The 20,392-nt window shown below is 55.7% G+C and carries 14 protein-coding genes and 3 pseudogenes; 12 read left to right on the forward strand and 5 right to left on the reverse strand.

Annotated elements, in window-relative coordinates; translation table 11 throughout:
- The first annotated feature begins 92 nt into the window (after positions 1-92).
- The 4 genes from WGT02_RS30080 to WGT02_RS30095 all read left to right on the forward strand — a co-directional run bounded on the left by WGT02_RS30080 (position 93) and on the right by WGT02_RS30095 (position 6,741).
- The gene (locus WGT02_RS30080) at positions 93-1,913 is read left to right on the forward strand and encodes a CocE/NonD family hydrolase (protein ID WP_208245790.1); all 1,821 of its coding nucleotides are present in this window, start codon (positions 93-95) and stop codon (positions 1,911-1,913) included.
- A 694-nt stretch (positions 1,914-2,607) separates the two neighbouring features.
- Positions 2,608-3,711, forward strand: coding sequence for an ABC transporter substrate-binding protein (locus WGT02_RS30085; RefSeq protein ID WP_208245792.1), 1,104 nt, complete (start codon positions 2,608-2,610; stop codon positions 3,709-3,711).
- A 145-nt stretch (positions 3,712-3,856) separates the two neighbouring features.
- Positions 3,857-4,951 (forward strand): ABC transporter ATP-binding protein, encoded by a 1,095-nt coding sequence (locus WGT02_RS30090; protein ID WP_208245794.1) that lies wholly within the window; start codon positions 3,857-3,859, stop codon positions 4,949-4,951.
- Between the two features lie 17 nt (positions 4,952-4,968).
- On the forward strand, positions 4,969-6,741 hold the full coding sequence (locus tag WGT02_RS30095) for an ABC transporter permease subunit (protein ID WP_208245796.1): 1,773 nt from the start codon (positions 4,969-4,971) through the stop codon (positions 6,739-6,741).
- A gap of 341 nt (positions 6,742-7,082) precedes the next feature.
- On the opposite strand, the gene WGT02_RS30100 is transcribed toward WGT02_RS30095, so the two are convergent.
- On the reverse strand, positions 7,083-7,967 hold the full coding sequence (locus tag WGT02_RS30100; RefSeq protein ID WP_208245798.1) for a MurR/RpiR family transcriptional regulator: 885 nt from the start codon (positions 7,965-7,967) through the stop codon (positions 7,083-7,085).
- A 230-nt stretch (positions 7,968-8,197) separates the two neighbouring features.
- On the opposite strand from WGT02_RS30100, the gene WGT02_RS30105 reads away from it, so the two are divergent.
- The 4 genes and pseudogenes from WGT02_RS30105 (at position 8,198) to WGT02_RS30120 (ending at position 12,485) form a co-directional block, all read left to right on the forward strand.
- The gene (locus tag WGT02_RS30105; protein ID WP_208245799.1) at positions 8,198-9,523 is read left to right on the forward strand and encodes an aspartate aminotransferase family protein; all 1,326 of its coding nucleotides are present in this window, start codon (positions 8,198-8,200) and stop codon (positions 9,521-9,523) included.
- Between the two features lie 84 nt (positions 9,524-9,607).
- The gene (locus tag WGT02_RS30110; RefSeq protein WP_208245800.1) at positions 9,608-10,084 is read left to right on the forward strand and encodes a carboxymuconolactone decarboxylase family protein; all 477 of its coding nucleotides are present in this window, start codon (positions 9,608-9,610) and stop codon (positions 10,082-10,084) included.
- Between the two features lie 93 nt (positions 10,085-10,177).
- Positions 10,178-11,288, forward strand: a pseudogene (locus tag WGT02_RS30115) (M24 family metallopeptidase).
- A 15-nt stretch (positions 11,289-11,303) separates the two neighbouring features.
- Positions 11,304-12,485 (forward strand): M20 family metallopeptidase, encoded by a 1,182-nt coding sequence (locus tag WGT02_RS30120; protein WP_208245801.1) that lies wholly within the window; start codon positions 11,304-11,306, stop codon positions 12,483-12,485.
- A 95-nt stretch (positions 12,486-12,580) separates the two neighbouring features.
- Here the strand turns inward: WGT02_RS30120 and WGT02_RS30125 are convergent, their stop codons facing one another.
- Positions 12,581-13,342 carry an IS6 family transposase gene (locus WGT02_RS30125; RefSeq protein ID WP_208245802.1) on the reverse strand — a complete coding sequence of 254 codons (762 nt, stop codon included), beginning with the start codon at positions 13,340-13,342 and terminating at the stop codon, positions 12,581-12,583.
- Between the two features lie 1,081 nt (positions 13,343-14,423).
- Here WGT02_RS30125 and ltrA point away from each other — a divergent pair.
- Positions 14,424-15,758 carry a group II intron reverse transcriptase/maturase gene (gene ltrA, locus WGT02_RS30130; protein ID WP_375679767.1) on the forward strand — a complete coding sequence of 445 codons (1,335 nt, stop codon included), beginning with the start codon at positions 14,424-14,426 and terminating at the stop codon, positions 15,756-15,758.
- On the opposite strand, the pseudogene WGT02_RS30135 reads toward ltrA, so the two are convergent.
- A pseudogene (locus WGT02_RS30135) lies at positions 15,759-16,423 on the reverse strand (IS630 family transposase); the annotation flags it as partial.
- A 148-nt stretch (positions 16,424-16,571) separates the two neighbouring features.
- On the opposite strand from WGT02_RS30135, the gene istA reads away from it, so the two are divergent.
- Both istA and istB read left to right on the forward strand, forming a co-directional pair.
- Positions 16,572-18,101 (forward strand): IS21 family transposase, encoded by a 1,530-nt coding sequence (gene istA, locus WGT02_RS30140; RefSeq protein ID WP_208245803.1) that lies wholly within the window; start codon positions 16,572-16,574, stop codon positions 18,099-18,101.
- Positions 18,102-18,113: 12 nt separating this feature from the next.
- Positions 18,114-18,851, forward strand: a complete 738-nt coding sequence (gene istB / locus WGT02_RS30145; protein WP_208245804.1) for an IS21-like element helper ATPase IstB — start codon at positions 18,114-18,116, stop codon at positions 18,849-18,851.
- Positions 18,852-18,897: 46 nt separating this feature from the next.
- On the opposite strand, the gene WGT02_RS30150 is transcribed toward istB, so the two are convergent.
- Positions 18,898-19,386 carry a helix-turn-helix domain-containing protein gene (locus WGT02_RS30150; RefSeq protein ID WP_208245806.1) on the reverse strand — a complete coding sequence of 163 codons (489 nt, stop codon included), beginning with the start codon at positions 19,384-19,386 and terminating at the stop codon, positions 18,898-18,900.
- 85 nt (positions 19,387-19,471) lie between these two features.
- Here WGT02_RS30150 and WGT02_RS30155 point away from each other — a divergent pair.
- Positions 19,472-19,729 (forward strand): annotated as a pseudogene (locus tag WGT02_RS30155) (M24 family metallopeptidase); the annotation flags it as partial.
- 80 nt (positions 19,730-19,809) lie between these two features.
- Here the strand turns inward: WGT02_RS30155 and WGT02_RS30160 are convergent.
- Positions 19,810-20,274, reverse strand: a complete 465-nt coding sequence (locus WGT02_RS30160) for an Lrp/AsnC family transcriptional regulator (RefSeq protein ID WP_208245808.1) — start codon at positions 20,272-20,274, stop codon at positions 19,810-19,812.
- Positions 20,275-20,392 lie beyond the last annotated feature (118 nt).

Raw genomic sequence — 20,392 nt, forward strand, 5'->3', positions numbered from 1 at the left:
TTCATAGGACTGAATATAAAACATATGTTGCGGGCCTGTTCTGGTTAGGGTAATTACGCAGCGTAGTCCGTCTGGTCTGGTAGGAGGAACCAATGAGCATCGTGAATCAGTCATCAACGAAGACGGGTGCGCTTTCGTCGGCGACAATCGACAAATCGCAAGAGACGCAACCATCGATCTTCGGCTTGGATCTTCGTGGTAAACCTAAGCGGTCGTACGAGGTAGGCTCATTGGAGTCGGTGTATGTGTCTACGCGCGACGGCGTGCGGCTAGCCTTGGACGTCACGCGTCCAATGGGTGACGGCGAAAGTGCGAAGCTCGATACAATTCTGGTGATGACGTGCTATTGGCGCGGCCAAAACGGCGAGCCTTCGAATAGATATGCTGACCTGTTTGTCCCGCACGGCTACGCCGTGGTTGTTGGAGATGTTCGTGGAACCGGCGCTTCTTTCGGCGAATGGCCCGGCCACCGCACTCGCGACGAGATCCTGGACTTCAGCGACGTTTTGGACTGGATCGCTGCTCAGCCATGGTCCACGGGTAACGTGGTCGGCTATGGCCTTTCCTACACTGCCAACTCCGCAACCTGGATGGCGTCGTTGGGCAATCCCGCCCTGAAGGGAGTTGTGGCACGTTTTGTTGATTACAGTATTTATGAGGATATCGATTTCCCGGGCGGAATCCGCAACCTCACGCAACTCCAGTGGGACAGCCAGCTCAAAAACCTGAACCACAATGTGTCTTCCAAGAATACTGGTGAAAGCCAACCCTCGCGGGGCGTTCGTCCCGTTGGGGAGGCGGCGGAACTGGCCGCCGCCTTGTCCGAACACGAGAAAGCGCCCTCTCGCCCGCGTCTGCAGCAGAGTATGGACAAGGACGAGTATTTTGGCATGGACACCTCCGGGTTCGACTGGTCACCACAGACGGCGGCAGAGTGCATATCTCGCTCTGGTGTTCCAATTCAAAATTGGGGCGGTTGGTTCGATTCTGTATCGGCGGAAGGATCTATTCGCCAGTTCCTGCTACAGTCAAATCTGGCGAGCATAATCATCGGCCCATGGAACCATGGTGCCACGGCAGCCACCGACCCGCTCCGTCCCGCCGGTGAGGAGGTCGCTCCCCTCCTCGCGGCCCAAGAGGCGAATTGGGTCCGCTTCGCCGCCGGCTGCTTCGCTGGGGAAGCGGCCGACGAGGGAGGGAAGGTCCTCCACTACTATACGCTCGGGGAGGGCGCTTGGAAATCAACTCGCGCCTGGCCCATTCCGGCAACACGCCAACGTTGGTACACGGCAAGCGGCTCCCGACTCCTAAGCTCATCGACCGACAAGACTGGATTAGAAACGCTGCAGGTCGATCCCGAACTCGCGGATGTGATCTCAAACCGGTGGGAAACAAATGGTGGTGCATTGGAATTCATGGATAAGGTCGATTATGGAGACCGGAGAGAGTTCGACGCGGCGCGCCTCGTCTACACGAGTGAGCCGCTGACGCGGGAGCTTGAGGTCACCGGACATCCTGTTGTCCAATTGGACATCACCTCGACACGCGAGGATGGCGCCTTTTTTGTGTATCTCGAGGCTGTGAGGCCGGACGGGGTGTCCTGCTATATTACGGAGGGTAATCTGCGTGCTCGCCACCGAAAGGTATGGACAGACTCTCCCCTCAGCGTGCTGGGACCGCAGCATAGCTATTTGAGTGAGGACGCTGAACCGCTCACCCCTGGTAAGTCTGCGATCCTGTCATTCACCTTGCAACCGATCTCGGCTCTCATTCCAGCGGGTTATAGTCTGAGACTGGTTCTCGCCGGCAGTGTCAAGGGTACATTCGCCAATGTTCCCGAGGACGGACCACCACCGTTCCTGAAGTTCCATCACGCCGGCTGCTACATCGACTTACCTATTATTGAACGTTGAGTGGCATCTGGCACTCTTTGGCCCGGCGTCTTCATGGCGTTATCAAGCATTCCAATAATGCCCCCGGATCCGGAGGGAAGAGTTGAATCCGGCGGTCACGACGCAAGCTTATCGGCGTGACAGCCGTTAACAGCGGAGTTATTTCCGGTCGTTCTGTGTTCGCCGGAATGGGCCGGTTGATAAGCTGGATCGCCGCGCACCTGGCTTTGGAAGCAGGCAGCCCAAACTGCCGGCACCGCGGTGTTTATGCCAGCTCAGGTGATCTGGGATAAAAGAGTACATGCCCTTGAATGTTGCCCTTGATCAATCAGGCTGCTCCTCCGTTGCTATCCGCGAAACGAGACGTCCCATTTCTCCTCCTATTCGGTACACCGTGTTCCCCTAGGAGAGGCCGAAATCTCACCAGCACTCACAATAAGACGCTTGGCTCATATCGGTCGTTATAAAACATTTGTTGCAATAGGTGCCGCATTGCGCTAGGCATTCGTTGAAGCGACCAGTCCCGCGCTTCACTTGGAGGAACCCGGTGCCTGCTGCAAAAGCTATGGCGTCGCGAAGCAGCCGGTCGGCGCAAAGCAGATGCAGCCTTACTGCGTCACTCTGTGACCATTGGCGTGACCGTCGTGGGGTTTCCCGACTGCGATGCAATTGGAAGCCCTTCCCAATGAGCAAGGGTAATAGAGGGAGAACGAATATGAGCATTCTGATAAATCGCAGGCACTTCATGCAAGCGACATCGTCTTTAATTGCAGTAGGTGCGCTGTCTTCCACGGCTGGTGACGCTCGGGCAGCATCAGCGGGTGAGTTGAAAGTCAATATGAGCGGCGGCAATTGGGGCGACGCGGTGATGGAGGCTTATGTAAAGCCGTTCGAAGCTGAGACAGGCGTTAAAGTCATTCCTGTTAAGGCAGACTTCTCATCGACGCAGATCGCGATGATGGTGGACACAAAGAACGTTTCAGCCGACGTCGTCAACCTCGGGCAGACAAATGTGGATCCCCTTACCGCTAAGGGCTACCTTGAGGAAATTGACTATTCTATCTGGAAAAAGGAAGAGCTGGAGGCAGTAGCAGAGTACGCTAAACACCCCAACGGCTTTGCCTCGTATGTCTACTCTATGAACATGGCGTGGAACACTAAGAAGTTCCCTTCTGGAAAGTCACGGCCGACAACATGGGCCGAGTTTTGGGATGTTGAAAAATTTCCCGGTGTTCGCTCGCTAACCACCGGCGACGGTGGAGTCGGACCTTGGGAGGAGGCTCTTTTGGCCGACGGAGTTCCCATGGACAAGCTTTATCCCCTGGATATAGATCGTGTTTTTGCTAGCTTGGACAAGATCAAGCCCCATATCCGCAAATGGTGGACGAGTGGTTCCGAGGTCTTGCAGATTATGCGGGACAATATCGCAGATGTGATGCAGGCCTACGACGGCCGGATAATTTCACTTGTCGATGAAGGTCGGCCGATTGAAATCAATCGGAACCAGGCAAAGCTGATGACCGACTACTGGTGCATTCCGAAGGGCAGCCCTAACTCGCAACACGCCCAAAAATTTATCGAGTTGACAGGGCGGGCTGACCGGCAGGCTGCTTTTGCTAAATTGATTGGGCAGGGTCCGACCAACAAAAACGCCTACAACACGATACCCGACGATGTTGCTCGGAAGCTAGCTTCACATCCGGAGTATACAGCCTCGAGTTTCCCTCTGAATGCGAAATGGTACGTTGAGGTAGGGCCGGACGGCAAGTCTAACAAGGAGCGACTCGCTCAGCGTTGGAATGAATGGATTCTTCAGTAATCCTCAACGTTTCACTAGCATCGGTGGCGCTAGTCCTCTCGGCTACGTTTGCGGCCTCGCTGACTGGAGGCGCCACTTTACTAAACGACCCTGTCTTTCCAGGCCCGCGCGTCTGGTTGGCGTGTGGTCCTGGCGGAGTATCGCAATGAACTTGAAACTGAAAAGTCACCTGCCTGCCGAGGATAAAGTGTTGGAGGCATCTCCAGTTCCCATCGAAATCGAATTCTGCAACGTCACGAAGATGTATGGGGCCGTTGCAGCAGTTAAAGACATTTCCCTTTCCGTTTCCCGCAATGAGTTCTTAACTATTCTTGGTCCGAGTGGCTCCGGAAAAACAACAGCGTTGATGCTGCTTGCAGGTTTCACGGCACCCAGCCGCGGCGACATTCTGATAGCCGGAAAATCCGTCTCAGACGTGCCCTCATATCGTCGCGACCAGGGTATCGTATTCCAGAGTTACGCTCTATTCCCGCACCTGACGGTACGCCGCAACTTGGAGTTCCCGCTTGAAATGCGCGGAATTAAGGCTGCCGAGAGAGCAGCACGTGTCAACCGGATGCTTGCACGCGTTCATCTAGATGAGTTCGGTAGCCGCCTGCCATCGCAGTTGAGTGGAGGCCAGCAACAACGCGTGGCTCTCGCGCGCGCCCTTATTTCCGATCCACCAGTCTTGCTGCTGGACGAACCGCTTGGCGCGCTCGACCGCAACCTACGTGAGCAGATGCAAGTTGAGATCAAGGACCTACACAAGGAATTTGGAAAAACTACAATTTGTGTAACCCACGACCAGGAGGAAGCACTCACCTTGTCCGACCGCATCGTCGTTATGCGAGCCGGTCAAATCGATCAGATCGATACACCGGAAGCCTTATACGACCGGCCGAAAACGCGCTTCATCGCAAACTTTTTGGGTGAGGCCAATATCCTGGAAAATGCCGCGTTCAAAATCGAATCCGACGTCGTGCCGTCTTCTGAGATGGTTGCGATGCTGCGACCTGAGCGCATTAGCGTCAACGCGCGTTCGGCGGCGAGACGCGAGGATGCGGACCAAAGACAATCTGTTTCCGGGACCGTCGAAGATATGATCTATGCGGGACCGCTGAGGAAATACCGAGTGCGCGTGGGGGACGCGGTGCTGATTGCACGCGAACATGTTGCCTCGGGACAGGAGGTTTTCCGTTCCGGCGATGAGGTTCGCCTTGACTGGCTTCGGTCCGACATTCGGTTTGTCGCTGCCTAACGAGGAGGACGGCATTGATGAAGACGATTCAAAAAATGAACTCTATGCCAATCCTGCTTACGATGCCAGCCTTGGGCGTCCTATTGGCTGTATTCGGCATACCCTTAATCCTCCTATTTCTAACTAGCCTGAATGCGCCTGCGCTTTCGCTCGTCAATTATGTGGGATTTTTCGAACAGCGATCATACATCGCGATTCTGTTGCTGACCCTCGAAATAAGCGCGGTAGCCACGGCGATCTGTTTGCTTATCGGCTACCCGACGGCCTACCTAATTGCAGTTTCGGGCAGAGCACGACCGGTCCTTATGGTGCTGGTCTTCCTGACTTGGCTAACAAGTGCGCTGGTTCGCACATACGCATGGACGGTTGTCCTAGGAGACAATGGCCTGATCAACAGCCTGTTGCTCAATGTTGGTCTTATCGACAGTCCGCTGCCACTTATTTACAATCGTTTTGCCGTCTACGTCGGTATGGTCCACATCATGCTGCCGATGATGATCTTACCAATAATTAGTGTCATGATGAGCATTGACAGCTCGTTGATGGCGGCGGCCCGTAGCATGGGCGCCAAACCTTTCACCGCCTTTTTGCGCGTGTACTTTCCACTGAGCATCCCGGGAATTCGAAGTGGTAGCATACTGGTCTTTGTTGTTTGTCTCGGTTTCTACATCACGCCGCAAGCGCTGGGTGGCTTAGGCGATACGATGCTCTCAGCCCTCATCAATTCGCAGCTCACGACCTCTTTGGATCTAGCGCCCACAGCTGCCGCGTCCTTCATATTATTGGCAATCACAGTCGTGGTTCTGTTAGCGGTAGGTGTCAACCTCGCCGGTACGCACAGCCAAGCGGGATCACCTGAGTTAAAGCTACGACCAGATCGACTGCGGGTATTAACCAGAGCAATTCGGTATCTTAACGAGTTTGTCTTACCGCGTCGGGCACGGCGCTGGACGGCGAAGCTCTATCAAACTCAACATCACACTTCCTTGTCGAAAATTGTCGGAGCAATATTCATCGCAATTGTGATGTTCTACCTGCTTTTGCCCGGCGTGATCGTCATCATAATCTCGTTTAATTCGGGAGAGTTCCTTGAGTTTCCTCCCCAAGAAGTTTCTCTCAGGTGGTATTATTCTTTCTTTTCCGACCCTTCCTGGATAGCAGCTGCATGGAACAGCTTTCAATTTGGTTTGATAGTTAGTGGTTTATCTACCATCATCGGCACTATGGCTGCTTTTGGGCTCAGCCGCTGCTCGTCCGGCCTGCGTTCAAGCCTGACAATGGTCATCCTGACGCCTATCACCATTCCAGTTATTGTCGTCGGCGTAGCGGTCTATCTAGGGTTAGCAAAACTTGGATTGATTGGGACAAGTACCGGCATCATCTTAGGTCATACAATTGGTGCCATCGGTTATGTCGTCGTAATTGTAATGGCCACTCTCTCCGGATTCGACCGGACGTTAGAACAGGCGGCCATGAGCATGCGTGCCGGACCTACTCGGACCTTCATGCGAGTGACACTGCCCCTGATACGCTCTGGCATAATTGGCGGTGCCTTGTTCGCATTCCTTGCTTCCTTCGATGAAGTTATCGTAACCTCGTTTGTCGGCGGCTATGCAATCCCGACCTTGCCATTGAAGATGCTGGAAAACCTGAAGCAGCAGGTTGATCCAACGATCGCTGCTGTGGGATCATTGCTGACGCTTCTGCCCATTGTTTGGCTGGTAGTTCTCTATTTTACCTTGTGGCGAACCCAGGGCACCTTGTGGAAGCCTGCCATGAATCCGACTTAAGGGTCCACTCGCAGTAGGATCAGTCTGAATGCGAAAGCGAAACTACCGGTCCCATTGTAAGAATGGGACCGGTTACTTCTGGTTCGTTGAACAGTCTCAGCGACAAATACTGAACTTACCAGCAGTGGCCAGGTCTCATGGGCTGATCCGGGCGGGTCCTGGACGCATTATTTTATCTGACACGTCCGTATTTAGAGAAAGGCGTTCGAAACCAACCCTGGATGGTTTCTTCGTGAGTGCGTATCTCCGTCCTCCTCGGAAGTCTTATTTGAGCAAGTCTCGGAAGGTCAGTCTAGGGCGAACTTCTTCAGGTACCGACTTACGGTCCTCCACTCGTTTGTTTAAATTTTCCGACGAGGGATGGACGCAGCGTATGTGTTCATCGATGATAGATAGCTATCGACGCGTTTAAGTTCTTCAAGCGCGGCCTTGCGGTCATGGCTTGCCAGAAGCCCGCAAAGGACCTCCGAAATTGCCAAGGCGGGTGTGAGTGTGTGGAAAAAGGTGTGGCTCTCGGTCGGGAAAAGAACCGAGTGCTCCGCGATCGCTACGAGAGGAGATACCTCGCTGTCCGTGATCGCAACGACGCCCATTCCTTTTTCAAGGGCTGTTTCCGCAATTTCCAACGTGTAACGGGAGTAGGGATTTATGGATATCGCAAGCAGAATATCATCGGCGGTTGCGCGAATAAGTGCATCGCCGCCCGTACCGGCGGGACCATCTAGATGCACGGTCTTTTCGCCCAATAACGTCATCACATAGTGAAAGTGCCAAGCTACCGAATGACAGGACCGCAGCCCGAGAACGTAGATCTTGCGGGCTCTCACTAATCGCTCTGCTAACTGGCTCAGCCTGGAAAGCGCCTCAGGTTCACAAAGCCGGCCGATCTGTGCAGACAGGCTCTGGAGCATGCGATGCGCCAGACCCTCACCATTCGTTCCGGTTTCGTCTCCTTGCATCGCGCGGGCGGCAAATCCATCCGCGCTGACCCGAATAACATCGGCGTGCTGGCCGCGAAGATCTTCGTATCCGGAGAAACCAAGAAACTTTGCGAGGCGCGTCATGGTGGACGGCTGAACGCCCGCATTACGTGCCAACTCTCGCATGGAAACGAGTGCTACCTCCTGCGGATGTTCGAGAATGTGACGCGCTGCCTGCTGTAACTGCTCAGACATATCGTCAAACCGCTCAATGATATGAGCGTGGAGAGGACCCTTTTGCAACATTTGCCTCACAATGGCTATAATAAATCAACCGGACCATCCCTCCGGCACGCGCAAAAGTCAAACTCAACAAACTTTGTAGTCGCGAAATTGCCTGCATTCCGCCGGAACGGGGTGAAAACAAATGCGTCATAGATCGATATGATAAAACACTTGTTGCAATTTTTCGCGAAAACTGCAAATCAATAGACATGAAGCGCCGGAGCGTCGGCCACAATCAGCCCGAGATAAGCATGACCAAAATCCTCCATCGTTCGATCGGTACAAATTTGCCCAGAGCCGTTGGCGGCGAAGGGATCCATATCAGCGACAGCGAAGGCCGAAGCTATATCGATGGCTCAGGGGGGGCGGCTGTGAGCTGCCTTGGGCACAACCATCCAGAGGTACTTGAGGCGATGAAGGCGCAGATGGGCCGGATTGCTTATGCTCATACCTCGTTCTTTACGACTGATGTCGCTGAAGAACTTGCTGAGCAACTTGTGAAGCTGGCGCCGAAAGGCCTCGATTATGTTTACTTGGTTTCCGGCGGTTCCGAAGCTGTCGAGGCCGCGTTGAAGATGGCACGCCAATATTTCGTGGAAATCGGCCAGTCTCAACGACGTCATATCATCGCACGCCGGCAGAGCTATCACGGAAACACGATCGGCGCTCTCGCAACTGGTGGGAACGCATGGCGACGCGCGCAGTTCAAGCCGATCTTACCGGAGACCCATCATGTTTCTCCTTGCTACGCCTATCGCGATATGCAATCGGGCGAAACACCCGAGGCATACGCCGAGAGGCTTGCCACCGAGCTCGAAGCTAAAATTGTCGAGTTGGGGACCGATAAGGTCATGGCGTTCGTGGCTGAACCCGTGGTGGGTGCGACACTCGGTGCCGTGGGGCCTGTCGCTGACTACTTCAAGCGGGTCCGCCAGATCTGTGACAAGTACGGCATCTTGCTGATCCTCGACGAAGTAATGTGCGGCATGGGGCGCACTGGTACGATTTTCGCGGTGGAACAGGAGGGGATAGTTCCTGATCTGTTGACTATTGCGAAGGGCTTGGGCGGTGGTTTTCAGCCGATCGGCGCAGTGCTCCTATCTGAAAAAATCTATCGTGCATTTGCGGAAGGATCAGGTCTGTTCCAGCACGGACATACCTACATCGGTCATCCGATTGCTGCGGCCGCCGCCAACAAGGTGGTCGAGATCCTCAAACGTTCGGATGTCATGGCCAATGTCATCAAGATGGGGGACCGGCTCCAGGCGGGACTTGATGCCGCACTTGGTCAATCTCCCTACGTTGGCGAGATCCGTGGTCGCGGCCTTTTTCGTGGTGTGGAAATTGTGGCGGACAAGGATACGAAAGAACCTTTTGACCCCACTCGCAAGATCCATTCCAGGATCAAGATGGAAGCGATGCAACGAGGTCTGATGTGCTACCCGATGGGGGGAACCATTGACGGGGTCCATGGCGACCATGTGCTGCTGGCACCTCCCTACATCATTCAGCCCGAGCAGATCGACATGATTGTGGAGCGGCTCGCTGCGGCAATCAATGCCGCCATCGAAAGCTGAGGCGTTGCCATGGGTATTTCACATAAGACGAACTCGCCTTGTCCGCCGATAACCGACGAAAACTGGCCGGCCGAAATCGCGGATATGAGGGCAGGATTTGCGGGAGACCTCAATATCTACCGCACCATGGCCCACCATCCGGCATTGTTAAGGGCCTGGGCTCCACTACGCCAGCATATCGTCAAAGGCAGCGCTTTGGGGCCGGTCCGGTCTGAACTTGTTATCCTGCGAGCGGCCCATCGGATGGGCTCTGCGTATGAATGGGCCCACCATGTCAGCCGCGCTCGTGCCTTAGGTATTTCGGACGCTCGAATTCGCGATTTGCGCGGCTCTCCTGTTGGTGAGGACGGGCTGATCGGGCGCGCTGTCGATGCTCTTTTCGACGCAGGGCGCCTGACACCAGATATCGAACGTGCGATTTCGGCAGCCTTGGGAAAACAAGCAGTATTCGACCTGATGGCAACGGTCGGGTTCTATTCTGTACTCGGCTACATATTGATGACCTTTAATACGCCGATCGACGATTGCGTTGCAGATGAGATCGCAAAGCGATCGATTTGAAGTTACGAACAGAATCTAGTGATGAACATGATAAAAGAACTTCACTTCGGACAGTGCGAATTTCAAGCTCGTCTTGCCGCTGTAAAAAAAGAGATGACGCACAGAGGGATAGACATTCTCCTTCTCTCCGAGCCGCCCAATCAAAACTACCTTACCGGCTACAACGCGTATTCATTCTATACGCCTCAGTTGGTGATCGTCGCTCAGGATTACAAAGAACCTATCTGGGTTGGTCGATTCATGGACCGGGTTTCGGCCTCCATGACGACCTATCTCGCGGAAGGCAACATTCGCGCCTATCCGGACACTTACGTTCAGTCCGCGACCCTTTCGGCCTATGTCTTCATGGCCGATATCGTAAAGGAACTCGGCGGCGAAAAAGCTCGGATCGGGGTGGAGATGGGAGGGTACTACTATCCCGCCCGCGAGCACGCTGACCTCACACACGCGTTACCTAATGCCGAATTCGTAGACGCCGACCTCCTGGTCGGTTGGATCCGCTTGGTAAAAAGCCCGGCGGAGGTCTCCATAATGCGCCAAGCTGGTCAGTTGGCCGACGTCGCGATGAAGCGCGTCATCGATACAGTCGAAGCCGGCGTAAGAGAATGCGACATCGCCGCTGCAATTTATCATCAACAAGTATCCGGAACGCCTGAGTTTGGAGGCGATTACCCTTGTTGCCCCCCGATCTTTGCATCGGCGAGCGCTCGATCGCTCCCCACGCTGCTTGGACTGACAACCGGCTTCCAGACTCCACGGTTGTTAATCTGGAACTGTCGGGATGCCGCCATCGGTACCAGGTCAACCTCGCTCGTACAATTGTCGTGGGCAAGCTTCACCAGCTTTCCAAGACCTATCGAAAATAGCTGTCGAAGCTCTGAATGTTGGCCTTGAAGCAGTCCGTCCCGGGAGAACGTGTTCGCAGGTCGAACGTGAGTTCAGACGAGCTCTTGCACGCCACGGAATTGAGAAGGAGTCCCGCATTGGTTACCCCACTGGAATCGGGTTCCCCCCCGCTTCAGGAGAGCGCACAGCTAGCATTCGTAGGGGCGACGAAACGGTGCTCGAGCCTGGCATGGTCTTCCATATGATGCCCGGTCTCTGGCTGGGCAACGTTGGTATTACGATAACGCAGAGCTTCGTGGTTTCCGACACCGGTTTTGAACCCTTGACTGCGACTCCCCGCGAGCTGTTCATTAAGTAGAGGTTGATATCCGCAATGAAGATGCCAATCAACGAACTGACCTCCGAAGCCGAACGTGAAGCCATCGTGCGGATGCGGCACGCCATGCATCGGGAGCCCGAGCTCTCGAACAATGAGTGGAATACTCAGAAGCGAATTATCGAGACCCTAGCCCGTTTCGGTTTGACCGAGGTGCAGACGTTCCACAAGACTGGCGTCTACGTTGACATCCAGGGCTCAGCCCCTGGTGCCAATCGGTCGATCGCGTTGCGTGGCGACATTGATGCTCTTCCGATTCAGGAAGAACGCGATGATCTGCCTTACAAGTCGCAAGTTCCGGGCGTCATGCACGCGTGCGGTCACGACATGCATGGGTCAATTGCGCTGGGCACGGCGCTTGCGTTTCATCGCATGCGCGAGAACTTCTCTGGAAGGGTGCGCGTATTTTTCCAGCCGGCTGAAGAAGCGGAGCCGCTGGGTGGCCGGACGGTAGCAGAAGAGCATCTTCTCGATGGCTTCGACGCCGCGGTAGGGTATCATGTCCGCACAGATATCCCAGTCGGTTCCTATGGTGCTCGCACCGGCGCGGTAACCAATGCGTCCGACCAGTTTACGCTCGAACTTACCGGGACGATGGCACATGGGGCGAAGCCCCATCTCGGGGTAGATGCGATTTCCATCGCTGTCGCCTTTATCAACGAGGTTCAGAAGGTAATATCGCGGGAAATGCCGGTGGACGACCGCGCGATCGTGACCATTGGCACCATTCACGGCGGAGAGGCGATCAATATCATCTGTCCTTCAGTCAAGATCGGAGGCACGATTCGAACCGCCAGCACTGAACGGCGGTATCAATTAGTACAACGCGTGCGCGATGTTGCCGAGGGCGTTGCCGTGATGCATCGTGGCAAGGCAGAGTTCATCGCCCGAATGGGTGAGCCCCCGGTAGTGAACGACCAGGCAATGGTGGAACGTTTCCGTCAGCTTGTCACGGAGTCCGTTGGTCCGGACAAGTACATTGACGGGCAGGCGAGCACCGGCAGCGACGACTTCGCTTTTTACTCCAGTCGTGTCCCATCGATCTATTTTTGGTTTGGCAGTCGAGAACCAGGCTATGAGTCTGGGGTTCACACTCCCACCTTCGCAGTCTCCGACAAAGCACTTGTTCCAACAACCGAACTGGCTGTCCGGTACTGTTGGCAGCTCCTGCATTCGTAGTGTGCCTTTCGAGCGAAGCGTCAGGATGCCTTGAAAGACCTGTACATCATGCTGGGCTCTGTTGTTGTTATGAAGGCCGTTGGTTGATACGTCGATTACCTGGCAGGCTCGCGATTTTCGAGATTCTTACCGAGCAGTGCTACAGCTACCGTCAGCGCACTCGGTCCGATGCCGAAAGCACGTTCAACGATGCGTGCTTCGCCACGGACGTCGCCCGTCAGGTTGAAAATTGCCGCTTGCCCCTTCCGCAAAGCGCGCATGACCTCGAAACCTTTGATCGTCGCATAGGCCGTTTTCAGCGTCTTGAACCTGATCAGTTGCTTTAGCTTGCCGTGATCGGCCTCAATGACGTTGTTCAGATATTTGACCTGTCGGTGCACGAGTTCTGCGGGACATTTGCTTTCGACCTTCAATTGCGCAATGGCAATGCCATAAGTAGGAGCCTTGTCGGTGTTGATGACGGTTGGCTTTTCCCAGTCCTTCAGGCCATTCAAGGCCTTGGCGAGAAAGCGTTTGGCCGCTTTCGCATTGCGGGTCGAGGACAGATAAAAATCGATCGTGTTGCCGAATTTGTCGACGGCCCGGTAAAGATACGTCCATTGTCCGCGCACTTTCACATAGGTTTCATCAACGCGCCAACTCGTTGACTGCGGCCGGCGCCAGTGCCATCGCAACCGCTTTTCAATCTCCGGCGCATATTTCTGAACCCAACGACAAATCGTGGAATGATCGACGGGCACACCCCGTTCTCCCATCATCTGTTCAAGGTCGCGGTAGCTGACCCCATAGCGGCAATACCATCGCACTGCCCACAAAATCACTTCGCCCTGAAAATGACGCCACTTGAAATCACTCATCAATAGTCTCGCTCGAAATCTTCGGCGCTCTTTCTGGCATCAAGAGGATTTTTTTGCAACAGAGCCGCTTTGATGCTGCAATTGGATATCACGTCAGAACGGATATACCGGCGGGATCGTATGGCGCTCTCGCGGGTCCGGTGACAAATTCGGCTGATCAGTTTGAACTGACCCTAGAAGGGTGCGATGTCTCACGGCGCAAAGCCTTACGAAGGCATTGATGCGATCGCCATAGCCGGAACATTTATCAACGAAGTTCAGAAGGTCGTATCGCGCGAGATGCCTGGTAAGGATGCCCCAGTGGTAACCATCGGGACGATTATAGGGGCACTGCGATCAATATTATTTGCCCCTCCGTAACTCTTACGGGGACCATAAGAACCAATAGCACTGATCGTAGGGATTTGCTTGTTAGGCGGGTTGGCGAAATCGCGAATGCAGCCGCCGCGATGCACCGAGGCAAAGCGAAGTTTGTGCCGAGATGGGGAGAGCCCCCGGTTGTCAACGACGCCGTGATGGTTGAACGCTTCAGACGCCACGTCGCTGATGCGGTTGGTGAGGACAGGTTCGTTGAGAGTTGCGCCTTGCAAGCGCGTTGAATTCAGCCGTCTGAGATGACGGCCACGGCAAAGCCTAGCGAGCAGCCGTGTACTGAGTCTTGCGTGGTGTCCGGTAACGGCCGCTGCGAAGCGTAGACAAGGAGATTGTAGGCCGGAACATACGTGAACGGATAGATAGCCCCGAAATCGAACGTGATCGGAGTAGCCGACCCTGTCTCTCAAAGGGGAAGGCGGAATCGCAGGCCGCGTCTTTGCGAGTGGTCCAAGGTGCTCCCGGGGTTCGTACCGCCAGCATGCAATCGAAGGATTTGACGTGAACAAGGGAGATCCAACCGGTTCAAGCGCAAGCTTGTAGGACCTGCCAAGCCGATGAGGCGAGAAGGGGCTGATGACCGGGTGGAAGTCAGACTGACTGATAGTACTCCGAGGTCGGGAGAGCCGGCCACATGGGGAAGCGGTCAGCGGTAGTTGAAATGTTTTTGGGCAACATGGGCTCCATTCAACGGGAGACACGGCCTTTCATGCAAAGGGAAGATCAGCTGACCATGGAAACGGGACTTGAACATATAGCAGCGAAAGCTCGGTGTGAGCCGAAACTCCGCTTTACGTCGCTTGCCCATCACATCACGCGCGAACGGGTGCAGAGGAATCTGTTGAGGATTCCGCAGCGCTCGGCCGCCGGGGTGGATGGTCAGACGGTGAAGGCGGCGAAGGAGAGCTTTGGAGAATGGATAGAGCCGATGCTCCAATCCATTCACCGCCAGGGATATCGCGCGCCGGCAGTGCGGCGCGTTTACATCCCCAAGCCCGGCAAGACGGAGAAGCGCCCGCTCGGGGTGCCAACTGTTTCGGACCGGGCGCTTCAGCGCAGCACAGCTGAGGTGCTGTCGGCGATCTACGAGCAGGACTTCTTGCCCTGCTCGTTCGGCGGCAGGCCGCATCTTAGCGCTCATCATGCCCTGTCGACCCTCAACGAGGCAATCTGCGGCGGCCGGACGAGCTGGGTGCTGGAGGCGGACTTGAAGGACTATTTTGGGAGTCTGTCGCATGAGTGGCTGCTCCGGTTTGTCGAGCATCGAGTCGGGGATCCGCGCGTGATCAGCTTGATCAGGCGCTGGCTGAAAGCAGGCGTCCTTGAGGACGGGGCTGTCCACCCGAGTGATGAAGGAACTCCTCAAGGAGGGTCGATCAGCGTTTTGCTGAGCAACGTTTATCTCCATTATGTGCTCGACCTCTGGTTCGAGCGCGTGGTGAAGGTCCAGCTCAAGGGCGAAGCCCGGCTGGTGCGTTATATCGACGACTTCGTGATCTGTTTCCAACATCAATCGGATGCGCTCCGCGTCGAGGACGCTCTCCGTCATCGTTTGGGGAAGTTTGGCCTCACTCTTGAGCCGAGCAAGACCAAGTTGGTCGAGTTTGGTCGGTTTGCTCAGAGAGATGCGAGCAAACGCGGCAGAAATCGCCCGGAGACGATCTACTTTCTGGGCATGACGCTGTACTGCTCGCGGAACCAAAAGGGTAACTTCAAGGTCGGGATGCGCACGGAGAAGTCTCGGCTTCGACGTAGTCTCTCGTCTCTGCAGGAGCTGATGCGGCAAGTTCGACATTACGTCATCAGGGACCAGGTCAGCGAAATCAACGCTGCTCTTCGTGGCCACTACGCCTATTATGGCATCGCCGGAAACCTTCGGTCGCTGCTCAAGGTGTATCGGGCCACGGAACGGTACTGGTGCCGAATGTTACGCAGCCGCAGCCGAGATGGTGGCCGCCTCACATGGGACACTTTCAACCAGATCAAAGAACGGAACCCGCTGCTGCGACCCAAGCTGCGGCTTCCTTATACCAACGAGCGCTAATCAAAACCGGTGCGCCCAATCACGCATTCCAATTGACATGATCTTCCACGGCTGCGCGACCAGCTTGTTCCATGCGTCACAGCAATGGGAAACTTTGTCGTCGTAGTCTTTGAATATCCGGTTGGACAACCAGTTCTCCCTCATAAATTGCCACAGGTTCTCGACAGGGTTCAATTCGGGCGACCGCGGCGGCAGGAACAGCAGGGTGACGTTGTCGGGTACTTTGAGTTTCGGCGTGACGTGCCATCCAGCCTGATCAACGATCAGCACGGCATGAGCACCTTCATCGACCGCCTGGCTGATTTCGAGCAGATGCTGGTTCATGGCATGGTTCATGGCATCGGTGTCGCAGTAGGGAAGAACAAGGCCCGCAGCTTTGCCCTTCTTGGGGCAGATGGCGCCGAAGATATAAGTCCACATCGTGCGTTGATCGAGTGGTGCCGAAGGCCTTGTGCCCTTGCGTGCCCATCGTCGGGTGATCTTGTTCTTCTGCCCTATCCGAGCTTCGTCGGCCCACCAGAGCTCGATCTCGATGTTCTTGGGGAGCCTGCTTTTGATGGTTGCCAGTGTGGCGGGGAAGTTTTTTTAAAACTCTCCAGGTCACCCTCGTTCTGGGCGTAATGGCGCGGACGAGCAGACAGCTTTGCAAAGCCGAGCGCCTTCAATTGGTGCAAATTCCGAGGCAATCCGCCCCCTGATTCCGAGATGATGCGCCCCCGTTGGACGGCATCTGGCGTGGGTGTTCTGCTGGTGTGAAGTTTCTTCCTTCGACTTTGATGAGGAAGGAACGGGATGCCTGCGGAGAGACTGGAGATGCGGCGTGTCCGCGAGATATTGAGATATCGCTTCGAGCAAGGACTTGGCCACAAGTCGATTGCGGTCCGCGTTGGCGCTGCGCCATCGACGGTGCGCGAGACGTTGCGGCGTGCGGCGATTGCGGAACTTTCCTGGCCGTTGAGTGACGAGGTCAGCGATGCAGTCCTGGAAGCGGCGCTTTACAAGGCGGCCGGGACGAAGACCGGTCACCGTCGTAGCCCCGAGCCGGACTGGGCGCAGGTCCACCGGGAGCTGAAGCGCAAGCACATGACGCTGCAAATCCTTTGGGACGAATACATCAGCCGTTATCCAGAGGGTTATCGCTATAGCCGGTACTGTGACCTTTACCGCGGCTGGGCGATGAAGCTGCCTGTGACGATGCGACAGGATCATGCGGCCGGCGACAAGCTGTTCGTCGATTATGCCGGCGACACGGTCACAGTGATCGTGGATCGGCTGTCCGGCAAGACACGGCAGGCGCACCTGTTCGTGGCTGTTCTGGGAGCATCGAGCCTTTCGTATGCGCAGGCACGCTGGAGTGAGACACTTCCTGACTGGATCGAATGCCATGTCCTGGCGCTGGAGTTTTTTGGCGGTGCGCCAGCCTTGCTGGTTCCCGACAATGCCAAGGTGGCGATCATCAAGGCCTGCCACTTCGATCCCCAGGTCAACCGGACGTATTCCGGGATGGCGGCTCACTATGCGAGCGCCGTTTTACCGACGCGGCCGCGACGCCCGCGCGACAAGGCGAAAGTGGAAGCCGCGGTTCGCATCGTCGAACGCTGGCTATTGGGCCGCCTGCGCCACCGCACCTTCTACAGCCTGGCTGAGGTCAATGCGGCGATCGGCGAATTGCTTCATGACCTCAACGACAAACGGGTCCTGCGTCGCGTCGGCGTCACGCGCCGCCAACTGTTCGAAGACCTTGATCGTCCGGCTTTGCGACCACTGCCTGTCGAACGCTATGTCTTTGCTGAATGGCGCATCCGGCGTGCCGGGCTGGATTATCACGTCGAGATCGAGCGGCACTACTATTCCGTTCCTTATCGCTTCGCCCGCGAGCAGGTCGAGGCTCGTATCACCGCCAATACGATCGAGATCTTCCACAAGGGCGAGCGCATTGCCGCGCATCGCCGCTCCAGCGGCAACGGCAAGCACACGACGATCCCCGATCATATGCCCTCGGCGCATCGCCGCTTTGCTGACTGGACGATCGAACGCATTCAACGCGAAGCCTCTGCCATGGGGCCGGATGTTGCGCTGCTGTGCGAGCGCATCCTTGCAGATAGACCGCATCCCGAGCAGGGCTTTCGAGCCTGCCTCGGGATCATCCGCCTCAACAAGAGCTTTGGCCGCGACAGGGTCAATGCCGCTTGCGGCCGTGCGCTGGAGATCGGGGCCCGGACCTATGGCTCGGTGCGCTCCATCCTCGACAATCACCTCGACCGAACGGCTGCCTCAAATGGAGCGACGTCGCATGAACCGATCCACCACGCCAACATCCGCGGACCCCGCTATTACCACTAAGGAGAACGAAAGATGCTTGCTCATCCAACTCTGGATAAATTGAACGCCATGGGCCTGACCGGCATGGCAAAGGCCTTTAACGAACTCGTTGCCAACGGCGAAACCGAACATCTCTCACACGCCGAATGGCTCGGATTGCTGCTCGAACGGGAGTGGAGTTCCCGTTACGATCGCAAGCTTGCAGCACGTCTCAGGTTTGCCAAGCTGCGCCACCAGGCCACTCCGGAAGATGTCGATTATCGCAGCGAGCGCGGCCTTGACCGCGCTCTCTTCATGAAGCTGCTCGGTGGCGACTGGATCAACGCGCATGACAATCTGGCAATCTGCGGGCCCTCGGGCGTCGGAAAGAGTTGGTTGGCGTGCGCTCTCGGCCATAAGGCTTGCCGAGACGATCGATCAGTTCTCTATCAACGTGTCCCACGATTGTTCTCCCAGCTTGCGCTCGCGCGTGGTGACGGCAGGTATGCCCGGCTGCAACGGACCTTGGGCCATGTTCAGCTTTTGATACTGGACGATTGGGGCCTCGAACCGCTCAACGAACAGGCCCGTCATGACCTGCTCGAAATCCTCGAAGACCGCTACGGCCGTCGATCAACGATCATTACCAGCCAACTCCCCGTATCCGCCTGGCACGGCGTCATCGGTGATCCAACCTATGCCGATGCCATACTCGACAGGTTGGTCCACAATGCCCATCGCATCGAACTAAGCGGAGATAGTCTGCACCGAAATCTGTCGCGCAAAGCTTGACACATTACTTGAATGAACTGACAACAATCATCGCCTGCAGACCCCACTAAACAGGGGGCGAGATCATCCCGGAAACCGGGGGCGCAATCATCTCGGAACAAAGGGGCGGCTTCATCGGAATCGGCAAATTCGCGGCCAATGGTCGTCTCGTCCACAGAGATCCGGTATTCCTGGAAAGCCATTGAACCAGATCCTTGCGCCGCCAGCGAACGACGCCATGCACTGCTGGTATCGGCCCGCTTTCGACAATCTTCGCCAAAGCCTGGCGATGCACAGCGGAAAGCTTTCCTTGATTGCCAGGCGCTTTGCCGTTGATGAGCCCTGACGGACCGCGGGCATTGAAGCGCATAACCCAATCGCGGACAATCTGCAGGGTCACGCCTCCGATCCTGGCCGCGTCGCTGCGTGAATGACCATCATAGATTTCGGCAAGGGCAAGAAGCCGCCGAGCCTGTGCCGCATCCTTCGTGCTCTTGGCCAATGCCCGCAGGGCAAAACCGTCGAAGTCATCGCGCAGTGGAATTCCCAATGTCATCCGCAAACCTCCGTTTGCGACAGAGATTCAGAATTCAACCGCAAAACGAGTCAGAAACCGCTCACGTTGGTATTACACCAGCGCCTTGGCACGATATGGCTTCGATAAAACCAGTCGTTCTGGCTACCCCATCGGTATGGGTTATCCGCCAGCATGGGGTGAGAATTCAGCTAGCTTCCGATCCGGTGACAGAATGGAATTACGTCCCGGCATGACATTCCACTTCATGTCCGGTCTTTGGTATGGCGACTGGGGCATCGAGATCACGGAGAGCATTTTGATCACGGAAGGTGCGGTAGAATTCCTGTCCAACGTCCCGCGCAAACTACTGGTAATTGATTAGGGCTGCGAAATCTAGTGTGATCGGTTTCACGATGGTGTCGCGAAGCGGGTCGAGTCTCCAGTTTGAACAGGTCAGGCGCTTCAGGGTTCTATGGGAAAAGCAAACCCGGCTTTGACGCGATCCATGACCACCATTGTCTTGAACCCTTTGATGTCATTGTTCTCGTAGAAGAAGCGGCGTGTGAACTGTTCGTAGTCCTCCATGTCTTTTGCGGTGACGATCAGGAGGAAATCCGCCTCGCCAGTTACGTAGTATCCAATCATGACCTCGCGTGTGCTCCTGATCGCCGACTTGAATCGATCGATGATGTCAGCACGTTCGCGCTCAAGTGAGACGAGAACCACTACGGTGACCTGTCGGCCAACAGCTTTCGGGGAGACGATCGAGACATCGGCTTCGATAACGCCTTCGGCCCGCAGGCGCTTGAGGCGGCGCTGACAGGCAGTCGGAGACAGGTTCGCCCGCTCGGCTAGTTCCTCTGACGTGAGCCTGTTATTTTTTTGAACGGCATTGAGTAGCACAATATCGGCGCGATCGAGTTCCATCTATGAAATATCCTGCAAGTAGATTAAAAGTACGCAGTAATCCTGCATATACGGCATTGTATTCGCCGTCAATCTGCATCGGCGTCCCTGCACAATAGCACCATCGAATTGAGGTGCA

This window comes from Rhizobium sp. T1470 (assembly GCF_042140505.1).
Classification (GTDB): Bacteria; Pseudomonadota; Alphaproteobacteria; order Rhizobiales; family Rhizobiaceae; genus Rhizobium; species Rhizobium favelukesii.

Coding starts and splice junctions, on each gene's coding strand:
- WGT02_RS30080 (WP_208245790.1), top strand. CDS start 93: ATGAGCATCGTGAATCAGTCATCAACGAAGACGGGTGCGCTTTCGTCG.
- WGT02_RS30085 (WP_208245792.1), top strand. CDS start 2,608: ATGAGCATTCTGATAAATCGCAGGCACTTCATGCAAGCGACATCGTCT.
- WGT02_RS30090 (WP_208245794.1), top strand. CDS start 3,857: ATGAACTTGAAACTGAAAAGTCACCTGCCTGCCGAGGATAAAGTGTTG.
- WGT02_RS30095 (WP_208245796.1), top strand. CDS start 4,969: ATGAAGACGATTCAAAAAATGAACTCTATGCCAATCCTGCTTACGATG.
- WGT02_RS30100 (WP_208245798.1), bottom strand. CDS start 7,967: ATGTTGCAAAAGGGTCCTCTCCACGCTCATATCATTGAGCGGTTTGAC.
- WGT02_RS30105 (WP_208245799.1), top strand. CDS start 8,198: ATGACCAAAATCCTCCATCGTTCGATCGGTACAAATTTGCCCAGAGCC.
- WGT02_RS30110 (WP_208245800.1), top strand. CDS start 9,608: ATGAGGGCAGGATTTGCGGGAGACCTCAATATCTACCGCACCATGGCC.
- WGT02_RS30120 (WP_208245801.1), top strand. CDS start 11,304: ATGAAGATGCCAATCAACGAACTGACCTCCGAAGCCGAACGTGAAGCC.
- WGT02_RS30125 (WP_208245802.1), bottom strand. CDS start 13,342: ATGAGTGATTTCAAGTGGCGTCATTTTCAGGGCGAAGTGATTTTGTGG.
- ltrA (WP_375679767.1), top strand. CDS start 14,424: ATGCAAAGGGAAGATCAGCTGACCATGGAAACGGGACTTGAACATATA.
- istA (WP_208245803.1), top strand. CDS start 16,572: ATGCGGCGTGTCCGCGAGATATTGAGATATCGCTTCGAGCAAGGACTT.
- istB (WP_208245804.1), top strand. CDS start 18,114: ATGCTTGCTCATCCAACTCTGGATAAATTGAACGCCATGGGCCTGACC.
- WGT02_RS30150 (WP_208245806.1), bottom strand. CDS start 19,386: ATGACATTGGGAATTCCACTGCGCGATGACTTCGACGGTTTTGCCCTG.
- WGT02_RS30160 (WP_208245808.1), bottom strand. CDS start 20,274: ATGGAACTCGATCGCGCCGATATTGTGCTACTCAATGCCGTTCAAAAA.